The following is a 13130-nucleotide window of genomic DNA, read 5'->3' as shown; positions in this document are numbered from 1 at the left end:
AACAGTGTTTGAGACGCGCTAACCCTGCTAAAGATCTAAAGCAAAACTGTTAAGATTAGACCCAATTAGAGAAATTGATTGTCCAAGCCAAACAATCAAAAATGGTTTCAGAGTTTTGATTGTTTGGTTAAGAGATAAAGATTTAAGCATCTTTTTGAGAGTAATCTAATTTTGTGTGGAGTTATATGACTAACCAGTTTCCTGAGTTTTTTCAAGACAGTCTCTTATTTTGTTTGCTAAAACTCGAACATGAGGTTCATTAAGCATTGTTATGTGTTTGCCCGGAACAACTTGGATATTCACTGGTAACTTGGAAAATTTTCTCCAGGTTAAAGCTTTATTTTCTAAATCTTCAGAAGACTTATTCTCACCACTAGCCATAAAACAAGTAATTTGATTTATAGTCTCTGTCTCTCTTGGTTGATAGATAGTATTAACCTGAGTTTTATAAACTTTAACTAGTCCCCGCAGTTGCTTGATTCCAATCTCAGCGGGTAAGACATTGGCTAGCTGTAATTGCTTTTGAAAATACTTTAATTGTTCTTCTTCTGACTCAAAGGATTTAAGAACTTCGTAGGATATATCTAAGCTTGTTTCGTAAAGTTCTTCCAATACTAAGCCAATTTTATTTAACCAAAAAGCATTTTCCACCTCAACATGTTGCGATTTGGCATCAACATCATCAACATTTGGTGCAGTAGTATCGAAAAGAGCCAAAAGTGCTACTTCGTGACCTAGTTTTTGTAACTGCTGCGCCATCTCAAAAGCTACTTTAGATCCAAAAGAATGACCTCCTAACAAATATGGTCCTTTCGGTTGAATAGACTGTATTGCTTGAATGTAAAATGTTGCCGCAATCTCAACTTGTGTGTGTGGTTCTGATTCCCCATCAAGACCGAGTGCTTGTAGTCCATAAAAAGGTTGTTCTCGACCTAAATGATGAGCAAGATTGTAGAAATACATAGGATTGCCACCCGCTCCAGGCACACAAAAGAAAGGTTTGTTGGAACCACTGGGCTTAACTGCCACCAAGGGAGACCAGATCGATGTATCTACTGGCTGACGCAAAAAAGTCGCTAGTTGTTGAATAGTCGAGTTTTGAAAGAGTACTGACAAGGGTAAATTGATTCGGAATTGCTGTTCAATTTTGGCCATCAGTTGGACAGCTAAAAGGGAATGTCCGCCAAGCTCAAAAAAGTTATCCTTGACTCCGATGGGGTAAAGATTTAGAACTTCTGACCATATTTCTGCAAGTTGCTGTTCTACGAGATCGAGCGATCGAAAAAAGCGATTGTCCACAGCAATGCTATTAAGATCGGGTGCGGGTAAGGCACGGCGATCTATTTTGCCATTGGGAGTCAAGGGGAGCGCATCTAAGTACACGAAAGCAGCAGGAACCATATACCCTGGTAACTTCTCTTTCAAGAATTGTCGCAAGTCACTAATACTAGGATTCTCCTCGGCATCGCTCACTAGATAGGCTACTAATTGTTTATCACCTGGGGTATCTTCGCTGGCAATTACCGTAACCTGCTGTACGTGGGGATATTGGCTCAAAACTGCTTCAATTTCGCCCAACTCAATCCGAAAACCACGGATTTTGACTTGGTTGTCAATACGACCGATATACTCAATATTGCCATCTGGTAGATACCGAGCTAAGTCCCCTGTTTTGTATAGTCGCGATTGTGGATCATCACTGAAGGGGTTGGAAATGAATTTTTCTGCTGTCAGTTCGGGACGATGGAGATAGCCCCTAGCTAATCCTGCACCACCAATGTATACTTCCCCAGGAACACTAATTGGTGTCGGCTGTTTTTTCGAGTCAAGTATATAAATTTGAGTGTTGCCTACGGGGCAACCGATGGGAACAGTTGAAGATTGTCGAATGTCGGGTACTCCTTCGACTTGGTAAGTAAGAACCCCTACCGTAGTTTCAGTCGGCCCATAGTGATTGATAATTTGACATTTTGGAGCTAGTTGTTGAATTTGTTCGATCAACTCCCAACTGGTTGATTCTCCACCAAGAACTAAACGCTGACGTGGCAAAATTTGCGCGCCAGCTTCTGATGTTAACAACGCTTTTAAATGGGAGGGAACAATCTTAAGACAATCGATTAAATTGTGCTCGAAGTAATCGGCCAGGTCTTTGGCATTAATGATTTGCTCGGAAGAGATTATATGTAGACATCCGTCACCGCACAAGGAAGGGAAGATAACAGTGTGACCTAAGTCTGCTGCTATGGTAGAAACTGTCGCATAATTCGCTCCTAAAGGAAGATTCAGTATTGTTTGAATGCTGTTGAGATAGTTAAACAATTGCCGATGTTCGATAGCTACACCTTTAGGCAACCCAGTAGAACCAGAAGTGTAAATCACATAAGCTAGATTTTCTGGTTTTACCTGAGTGTTGGGATTGTCGTTTGCTTCGCTAGCTATTTTCCCCCAGTCTGTGTCAAGGCAGATAATATTAACTTGACAATCAGTAAGATTTTTTTGTAGTTTCTGTTGAGTCAATAATACTAAAATTCGAGCATCTTGCAGCATATAGACTAAACGCTCTGATGGATAATTAGGGTCAAGTGGCACATAAGCTCCTCCTGCTTTGAGTACTGCCAATATACCTACCACCATCTCCAATGAGCGTTCTACACAAATAGCTACCAATGTTTCTGTTTCTACCCCCAATGTTTTCAGGTATTGTGCCAGTTGATTAGCGCGATTGTTCAATTCCCTGTAGGTCAGTTGCTGGTTTTCAAACACTACCGCCACTGCCTCTGGAGTACGTTCTACTTGCTCCTCAAACAAAGAATGAATGCACTTATCTTTTGAGTAATCGGTATGAGTATCGTTGAATTCAATTAGCAATTGCTGTCGTTCGCGATCGCTACACATTTCTAAATCGGCGATCGCGTTATCTGGGTAAGCGATCGCGCTTTCGAGTAAAGTCAGGTATTGTTCTGAAAGGATTTTGATATTTTTGAAGGGAAATAAGTTGGAATCATAATGAAACTCCAGCAACAAGCGCTCGTCGAGACGAACCCCAGAAAGTTTTACTTTAAAGCGATCAATACAAGTATATTCTTTGTATATAGAAAATAAGACGTTACTAACAAGACAATTTGCAGGCTGTTCTTGAAAATCAAAACAAAAAGGAAAAAAGGGTGGTTCTATCCCATTTCCATTCTTAGCAGTAACTTGCTCCCAGCTAAAATATTCTTGCCATTCGTGACCAGAGCTTAAAGTTTCCTCAACTTTTTCCAGCAGTTTTTTGAAATGAAGATTTTCTTCAAGATGGGAATGGATGGGTAGATACTTGGTCAATAATCCTAAGACATCTTCTAATTCTTGATATTTACGCCCATCGCTGGCAGTGCCGACAACAATATCTGACTGTTCGGTGAAACGCCAGAGTTGAATTTGCCAGCAAGCTAGTAAGAATACAGAAATCGAAGTGTCATACTTGCGAGCAAGCATTTCTAACTTTGTTACCGTATCGGAATTAATTTCTAGTGTTAAAGATTGGGGTTCAAATTGTACTTTTGCAGATGAATAATTTTCTAAAGGAATTTTCTTATTTAAAACCGAAAAAACATTCTGTTTTCGCCAATACTCTCTTCCTGTTTCTGTGTCCCCTGATTCCAATAATTCATTTAGCCATGCAGATATATCTGCGTACTGCATCAATTCATCAGAAAATTCTCTCCCGTCCAAGTATGCTTCATAAAAATGACAAATTTCTTTTACCAAATTATGAAGTGTTGTTAGATCGCTGCAAACGGCAGGTAAGCTGATAAATAAGATCTGCTCGCATGATGATAGCTTGTTTAATACTGTATATAAAAGAGGTCCTTTTTCCAAATCGAAAGTTTGCCAACTTCGAGCTTGAAAAAGTGCATCGATCTGAATCTTTTGTTCTTGGGAAGTCAAACCGCTTAGATCGCGCTCTTCAAACATTAGTATACTGTTTTCGGTTACGAACTGAAGTGGTATTGACATTTCAGGCAAGCAATTGAAAACGGTACGAAAAATTTCTTGTCGCTCAATGATATTTTCTAAGGCAGCTTTTAAAATTTTTGGAGCGATATTTCCCTCAATACGTATACCAATTTGAGAATAATAAGCGATCTGGTGATTGTTTCTGCTTACGCGACTAGCGTAATCGCTTTGCTGTAGAACCCATAAATGCTTCTGCTGAGGTGAAATACGAAATCCATCAATAATTGCACTTTGCATATCTCCAAATCCTTCTTGAATTAAAAATGTTGTCAATTAACAAGGTTCAGACATACCTACCAAAACCTTTCTCGTGCCGACAAAGGGCATACGTCCATGAGCACTTAACATATTGTCCAGTACCAAAATATCTCCTTTCTGCCAAGAAAAAACAACTTTTTCTTGTTGATAGATCTGATTAATCTCCTCGATCACAGAGGGATCAATGGTTGAACCATCACCGTAATAAGCATTGCGTGGAATAGTATCTTCTGCCAATAAAGAGAATAATGATTCGCGTATTTCTGTTTGCAAACTTGAAATGTGAAACAAATGAGCTTGGTTGAACCAAACCATTTCACCTGTATGAGGATGTTTGGCAACAGCCTGACAAACTTGACGAGTTGTGAGGCGATCATTTTTCCATTCAAATTCAATGCCTTCTTTACGGCAAAAATTTTCTACTTCTGATTTGTTTGTGGTTTGAAAAACATCTTGCCAGGACAAATCTAAGTCACCGTAGTTACGAACGTACATCACTTTCTTCTGCATAAACTTTTCTTTTATGGCAGAATCAAGTTTTGCAAAAACTTTTCGACTGTCAGCAATCGGTGTTTCGCCACCTTGTTGGGCAGGTTGGGCGCAGAAAAAACAAATTTTCATCGGCCAAACAGAAGAATAAGCTTTCTCGTTATGGAGAGGGATCGATTGGTTGGGAGGATATTCAGTTGAAGTATAGATTTTATCGTTTACCTGAGTGCGTGGAGTTGAACGATAATTGTACTCTACTAATTTTTCTCTAGAAATTGCCTCGATAAATTCCTGGAACTCTTGCGCTCCATTCACATTAAAATTCCGAAACAGTATACCTCCATAATTTAGTAAACGATCTTCAATAAAATCCTGATTTTTGGCAGCCCATGCTACTAAATTAACTCCATCTACAATGGGTGAAATAACTAAAGGAAAAAAGTTATCAGAGTTAATAAATTTTTCCTCAATTAATTTTCCTCGCTCTTGATTTATCGGCTTTCGCTTAGCTTGACGTAACTTATTGATGTTGTTTTCTTCAGTTTTTATCATAATCTGTACTTCTTTTCAGTTGAGTTGTTCGAGATACGTCTGTTCGATTTTTTTAGTTTTTGAACGGCAGCCTTTTTTACTTCTTGTTCTTTTACCAATTGCCTTTGTCTGTCTGCCTCAGAAAGTATTTCTTTGATGGTGTTCAATCTGATATTAGGCTGTGCTACAATTTTGCTCAAAAGTGTCTTAAATTGTTCTAAAAACTGCGTGATGGTAGTAGATTCATAGAGGGCTGTATTGTATTGCAAGGAGCCAGACAATCCCTGTTGTGTCTCCTCCATATTTAAAAGAAGATCGAATTTCGTCGTCTCGTTATCAACCTCTATCAAATTTACATTTAGCTCTGAAAGATTTAGATCTGATACGGGAGTATTTTGGAAAACGAGTTTTATCTGAAACAGAGGAGTTCGACTTGGATTTCGCTCTAATTTCATGGCTCTTACCAGCGTTTCAAATGGCAAATCTTGGTGAGCATCAGCCTCCAGTGCCACCTCTCGAACTCGCTCTAATAATTCTCCGAAGGTAGGGTTGCCAGTGAGATCGATTCGGAAGACTAGCTGGTTAACAAAGAAACCGATTAATTTCTCAATTTCAGCACGATTGCGGTTAGCGACAGCAGTACCTACAACTATATCCTCCTGACCAGTGTAGTAATACAGCAAACATGTAAATGTCGCAAATAGTGTCACGAACAAAGTGACTCTCTCTTGACGACTTAACGTCTTAATTTCCTCAATCAAAGTCTTTGATAATTGCAGAGATTGCCTCGCTCCTCGAAAGGTTTGCACTGCTGGACGAGGGTAGTCGGTAGGTAATTCTAATAAGGCTGGTGCGCCAGCCAGTTGTTTTTGCCAGTAGTTCAGTTGTTTTTGTAGTTCTTCTCCCTGCAACCATTGACGTTGCCATACTGCAAAGTCTGCATACTGAATTGGTAATTCCGGCAGAGGTAAAGGTTTCCCTTCTACAAATGCACAGTAGAGGGTGGTCAATTCTTGGATGAATACTCCGATTGACCAACCATCAGAGACAATATGATGCATTGTTAGTAACAAGACATGCTCGCTATCTGATAATGCGAGTAGTGTACCTCTAATTAAAGAGTCTGTTGCCAAGTTAAAAGGCTTGGCCGCTTCGGTGGTGGCTAGGCTTTGAATTTCGGTTTCTCGCTGGTTGGCTGACAGAGATTGTAAGTCAATGGTGGTCATTTGCCAGTCACTTACGGGATGAATGATTTGTATTGCTTGCCCGTCTTGTTTGACAAAGTTGGTGCGTAAGACTTCATGACGACGAATAATTTCACTGATACTCCTTTCAAGAGCCGTCGGCTGTAACTTTCCTTCTATTCTGACGGCGGCAGGCATGTTGTATGCTACACTATCTGACTCTAACTGATCGAGAAGCCATAATCTTTCTTGGGCAAAGGAGAGGGGGATTTTCTCTATGTCTGGGGCAATCCGCTCTATCGGTGGCAGATTCAAGCTTTGTCCCTCTGCCCGTAATTGAGCGATCGCTTGGTTGAGTTGCGCGACGCTGGGCGCTGCAAAGACGGCTTTGAGGGGAATTTTTACTTCAAAGCTTTGTTTGAGTCGGGAGACTAATTGGGTAGCCAGGAGGGAATGTCCACCCAGTTCAAAGAAGTTGTCATGAACGCCGACGGTTTCTATCGCCAACACCTCAGCAAAAATGTGGGCGATGATTTCTTCACTTGGCGTGCGGGGAGCTACATATTCTCCCTCTCGTTCGATGTCGCCATCGGGTGTAGGTAAGGGTTTTCTATCTATTTTACCATTGGGCGATAAGGGCAGGGCATTGAGGCTGACAAAGGCAGAGGGCATCATGTAAGCGGGGAGTTGCTGTTGCAGAAATTCCCGCAGTTGATGGGTGCTAAAAGTTTCTGACTCGCTGACTACATAAGCGATGAGACGTTTGTTTCCAAAATTATCAACGCTTGCAATGACCACAGCTTGTTGAATTTGGGGATGACTACTCAGCACTGCTTCGATCTCTCCCAATTCGATACGAAAGCCGCGAATCTTAACTTGATGGTCGATGCGACCAATATACTCGATGTTACCATCACAAAGATAACGAGCGAGGTCGCCAGTTTTATACAGGCGTGCCGATTTGTCAGGCGAGAAGGGGTTGAGGACGAATCTTTCTTGAGTCAATTCGGGACGGTTCAGGTAGCCTCTGGCTAAGCCATCACCACCAATATAGAGTTCTCCAGTTACTCCGATTGGTACTGGCTGCATTTGTTGGTCTAAAATGTAGATTTGAGTATTGGCAATTGGACGACCAATGGGGACTAGCTGACAATTTAATTGGGGCTGACATCGCCAAAAAGTCACATCAATTGCTGCTTCTGTAGGTCCGTAAAGATTGTAAAATTCACATTCAAAGTATTCAAAAAAACGTTCCTTCAGTTCAAATGACAATGCCTCTCCACTACAAAAAACTCGCCTCAAAGAACTGCAATCTTCTAAACTATCTTCTTGCAGAAAAGCTTGCAGCATAGACGGGACAAAATGTATGGTCGTAACTTGCTCTTGGGCAATTAGATTAATCAGATAATTACTATCTTTATGTCCTTCTGGTCTAGCAACTACAATCCTAGCACCGGTTAATAAAGGCCAGAAAAACTCCCATACTGAAACATCAAAACTGAAAGGTGTCTTTTGTAGAACGCGATCGCTACTCGTTAATTGATAAGCTTCTTGCATCCACAGTAACCGATTCCGAATTCCCTGACGGGTATTCATTACCCCCTTGGGTTGTCCGGTGGAGCCAGAAGTATAGATGACATAAGCCAGATTCTCTGCACCCGCACCAGTAATTAAATTTTCCTGACTATGCTGCTTGATCGGTTGCCAATCAGTATCTAAACAAACCATTTGGGCAGTATGAGATGGCACAGATGACAACAAGTTTTCTTGCGTCAACAACACTTTCACCCCAGCATCACGCAACATATAACTCAATCGTTCTTGAGGATACGTGGGGTCAACAGGCACATACGCACCACCAGCCTTGAGAATCCCTAACAATCCTACCACCATCTCAACAGAACGTTCGACACAAATGCCCACGAGTACTTCTGGCCCAACACCAAGGGTTTGCAGGTAATGAGCCAGTTGATTCGCCCTTGCGTTTAACTGTTGATAAGTCAATTGCTGCTTTTCAAATACTACTGCCACCGCATCTGGGGTGCGCTCTACCTGCTCCTCAAATAATTGATGGATACATTTGTCTAGTGGATATTCCCGGTTGGTGTCATTCCACTCGAATAACAACTGCTGGCGTTCGGCGGTACTCAGTAAGGGTAATTCACTCACTCTTTGCTGGGGATTAGAGGCAATGGCTGACAACAAGTTTTCAAAATGACTCGTCATCCGCTCGATGGTTGAGCGATCAAACAAGTCAGTGTTGTACTCCCATTCACACCCCAATCCCGCCGAAGTTTCGGACATAGATACGGTCAAATCAAACTTAGCAATCGTCCTCTCCTGTTCTAACCCACTCAACGACACTCCAGGTAGTTCCAGCTCGCCCATCGGTGCATTTTGCAAGACAAACATCACTTGGAACAGCGGGGAGTGACTCATAGAGCGTTGAGGTTGTAAGGCTTCTACTACCTGTTCAAAGGGTACATCCTGATGCTCATAAGCTTGGAGGGTGGTTTCTCTGACTTGCGCCAGCAACTGCTGAAAACTCAGATTATCATCTAATTGAGTTCTCAAAACTAAGGTATTCACGAAAAAGCCAATCAATGGCTCTATTTCACTGCGGTGGCGATTGGCGATTGGTGAACCAATTACCACATCTGACTGGCCGCTGTAACGATACAGTAAGGTGGCGAAAGCGCTCAACAAAGTCATAAATAACGTACTGCCCGCCCGCCGCGACAATGATTTTAATTTCTGGGTTAATTCCTGATTCAATCCAAAGCTTTGCGTTGCACCTTTATAGGTTTGCATGCTCGGGCGCGGTCGATCAGTGGGCAGTTGCAGCAATTCTGGTGCACCCTGTAATTGCGATACCCAGTATTGCATTTGCTTCTCTAGTACTGACTTACTCAACCATTGTCTCTGCCACAGGGCAAAGTCGGCATATTGAATCTCTAGATTTGGTAGGGGTGATGATTCTCCAGTACAAAAAGCTTTATACAGCGCTGATAGTTCTTGAATCAACACGCCAATCGACCACCCATCCGAGACTATATGGTGCATATTAATGCCGAATACGTAATCGCTGTCTGATAATTGCCATAAACTGCACCGGATTAAGGGAGCGCTCTCTAAATTAAAGGGAGCTAAAGCCGCTCGTTGTAATTGTTGCTCTACAACTAGTTCTCGTTCGCTTTGTTCTAAGTGCTGTAAATTCACCACCTCTATATCCATACTGGCTTCTGGGTGAATCACTTGCATAGGTGTGCCATTGATGTTGGCAAAACTGGTACGGAGTGCCTCGTGGCGACGGATGATTTCGGCTAGGGCTTGGTGCAAGGCATTAAGATTTAATGCTCCACTCAGGCGTAGGGCGGCAGGCGTATTATAAGTTGCCGATGCTCCCTCGAGTTGGTTGAGGAACCACAGTCTTTCTTGGGCAAAGGAGAGGGGGATTTTCTCTGTGTTTGGGGCAATTCGCTCTATCGGTGGCAGATTCAAACTTTGTCCCTGTGTCCGTAATTGAGCGATGGTTTGGTCGAGTTGCGCGACGCTAGGCGCTGCAAAGATAGCTTTGAGGGGAATTTCTACTTCAAAGCTGTGTCTGAGTCGGGAGATTAATTGGGTAGCTAGGAGGGAATGTCCTCCCAGTTCAAAGAAGTTGTCATGAATGCTGACGGTTTCTACCCCCAATAGCTCACCAAAAATGTGGGCGATGATTTCTTGGCTTGGCGTGTGGGGAGCTACATATTCTCCAGTTCTGGTCTTCTCCTCTGGCGCGGGTAGAGCAAGTCTATCTATTTTGCCGTTGGGAGTTAAGGGCAAGGTGTCAAGGATAACAAAGGCTGCAGGAACCATGTAGGCGGGGAGTTCCTGTTGGAGAAATTCCCGTAGTTGATGAATGCTGATGTCTTGATTATCACTTACTATATAAGCTACTAACCGTTTATCATCAGGAGTATCCTCTGTCGCTATGACTACGGCTTGTTCAATGTGGGGATAACTACTGAGAACTGCTTCGATTTCTCCAGGTTCGATCCGAAACCCCCGAATTTTGACTTGTTGGTCGATGCGTCCGAGGAATTCAATGTTGTCATTGCTTAAGTACCGAGCTAAGTCTCCTGTTTTATACAATCGGGCTTGGGGGTCATCATTAAAGGGGTTGAGGATAAATTTTTCTGCCGTCAGTTCGGGACGGTTGAGATAGCCTCTGGCTAATCCTGCACCACCAATGTATACTTCCCCAGGAACACCAATTGGTGTCGGCTGTTTTTTGGAGTCAAGTATGTAAATTTGAGTGTTGGCTAGGGGGCAACCGATGGGAACAGTTGAAGATTGTCGAGAGTCAGGTACTTTTTCAACTTGGTAAGTAAGAACTCCTACCGTAGTTTCCGTTGGTCCGTAGTGATTGATAATCTGACATTCTGGAGCTAATTGCTGAATTTGTTCGATTAACTTCCAGTTTGTTGCCTCTCCCCCAAGAATCAGTTGCCGACGAGGCAGAATTTTGGCTGGGTATTCAAATAATAATAGAGCTTTTAAATGAGAAGGAACAATCTTGAGAAAGTCGATGGGATGCTCTTGAAAGTAATCCGCTAAGGCTTGTGCATCAGAAGCTCGTTCAAAAGATATTACATGCAAACACCCGCCAGTACAAAGAGCAGGAAAGATAACGGTGTTGCCTAAGTCAGCAGCAAAAGTAGAAACAAGAGCAAAGCTATTACCTGGGGTCAGATTTAGTATTTTTTGTATGCCATATAGGTAGTTGAGAAGTTGCCGATGCTCTATAGCTACACCTTTGGGCTTTCCTGTAGAGCCAGAGGTGTAAATTACATAGACTAAATTATCAGGTGTTAGCTCACAATGGAGATTATTGCTGGCTTCATTAGCAATAATGTCCCAGTCCCTTTCCAAGCAAACTACTTTTGTTTCTGACTCAGGAAGATTTTTTACTAGTTGCTCTTGCGTCAGCAATATTTTAGCTCCAGCATCATGCAACCGAAAATCTAAGCCAGAAATTGGTAAGGTTGGATCTAAGGGAAGATAAGCTCCTCCAGCCTTAAGAATTCCGAGAAGACCGATAGTTATTAAAGGCGATCGCTCCAAATAAATCCCCACCAGATCTTCTGGTTTCACTCCCAAGTTTTGTAAATAACGAGCAAGCTGATTAGCACGAGCATTTAGCTCAGCATAAGTTAATTGCTGGTTTTCAAAGATAACTGCAATACTATTAGGTGTTTTTTCTACTTGTTCTTCAAAAAGTTGGTGAATACATTTATCTAAAGGAAAATCGATTCGGGTTTGATTGAAATCAAATAGCAGTTTTTCGCGCTCGCGAGCGCGAAAAATATCTAATTTACTAACTTCAGCTTCTGGATTGTTAACTGCACTTTCTACTAAAGTCTTAAATTGTTGTCCCAGGTACTGAATGCCTTCTAAGTCAATTGTTTCAGGATCGTAATGAATTTCTGCTGTTAGGAATTCTTCTCTATGCACACAGGTAAGCTTTACTTTGAATCTCTCAAAGCAGACATACTGCTTCTCAACTGAAAATGAAACTCCACCTACATCATATTTATTTGACCATTTTTGAAACTCGAAAGCTAGTGGGAAATTGACAGCTTTACTAGTAGTTTCTATATTCTGTTCCCACATAAAATATTTTTGCAATTGGTCGCCATCGTGCAATGACTTGCTAATCTTAGTCAGAATTTCGTTGAATTTAAAATCATTTTGAAAATCACAGCGGATAGGCAACCATTTTGCTAGCAGCCCTAGCGTCTCATGCAGTTCTTCATATTGCCTGCTACTAAAAATAGTATTAATGACAATATTTGGCTGTCTTGTTAATCTCCAAATTAATGTTTGCCAACAAGCAAATAAGAATTCTGTAATTTTTATGTTGTTATTTAATTTAGCTATATTTTCAAGCCTTGCTACTACTGCTGACTCAATTCTTAAAGACAAAACATTGGGTTCAAATTTTGTTTCGCCACTAGATTGCTTCTCAAAAGGAAGAGTTAGCAATGGAGGTGACTTGGAGCTTTGCTGTCGCCAGTAGTCTCTTCCAGCTTCTGCATCCTCATCTTCTAGTAGTTCATTCTGCCATTCAGAGAATTGGAGATATTGCACTGGTTCATCGTACAATTCCTCATCATTTAAACATTGACCATAGGTATAAGCGATTTCTTTGACTAGATTTTTTAGCGTCCAGCTATCCGCACATAGAGATGGTAGAGTAATCAGTAACATATGCTGATTAGCTGACAAAATCAGTAAGGATACACGCAGCAGAGAATCTCCTTCGAGGTCAAATGGAAATTTTCTCTCCTCCAAAAATAATTCCTCAATTTTGACTTGCTGTTGCCTTGCATCTATGTCACTTAGATTAAAAGTTTGCCAGGATGGTTTGCTGCTATCGTTTATGACTTGAATAGGAATTTTTAATCCTGATCGCCGATGAAATATCGTGCGAAGAATTTCATGTCGATTAACGATTTTCTCTAACGCTTCTTTGAGAATTTCTATTTTAAGCCTTCCTTCCAGCAGAAGAACGCACTGGGCGCGATCTGCCATACTATTTTGTTGTAATAACCAAAGATGTTTTTGCTGAGGAGAAAGCCGAAAGCCTTCAAAACTTTGATTTTGCATTGCTCGTTCCAATCCTTT

Annotated in this window: 3 protein-coding genes; all 3 read right to left on the bottom strand. The window is 41.6% G+C overall.

The annotated features are described in order from the left end of the window. Window positions 1-189: 189 nt before the first annotated feature. From DP117_RS12020 to DP117_RS12010, 3 genes are read right to left on the bottom strand one after another with little or no spacing between them, the layout of a single operon-like run. The gene (locus DP117_RS12020; RefSeq protein WP_248277636.1) at window positions 190-4272 is read right to left on the bottom strand and encodes a non-ribosomal peptide synthetase; all 4083 of its coding nucleotides are present in this window, start codon (window positions 4270-4272) and stop codon (window positions 190-192) included. Continuing rightward, on the bottom strand, window positions 4273-5298 hold the full coding sequence (locus tag DP117_RS12015) for a TauD/TfdA family dioxygenase (protein WP_169218536.1): 1026 nt from the start codon (window positions 5296-5298) through the stop codon (window positions 4273-4275). Continuing rightward, window positions 5295-13112, bottom strand: a complete 7818-nt coding sequence (locus DP117_RS12010) for a non-ribosomal peptide synthetase (RefSeq protein WP_169218535.1) — start codon at window positions 13110-13112, stop codon at window positions 5295-5297. The genes DP117_RS12015 and DP117_RS12010 overlap by 4 nt, the downstream gene beginning before the upstream one ends. Window positions 13113-13130: the final 18 nt, after the last annotated feature.

The sequence above is a fragment of the Brasilonema sp. UFV-L1 genome (assembly GCF_012912105.1).
Classification (GTDB): Bacteria; Cyanobacteriota; Cyanobacteriia; order Cyanobacteriales; family Nostocaceae; genus Brasilonema.
This window is presented reverse-complemented; position numbering and strand designations above follow the sequence as displayed.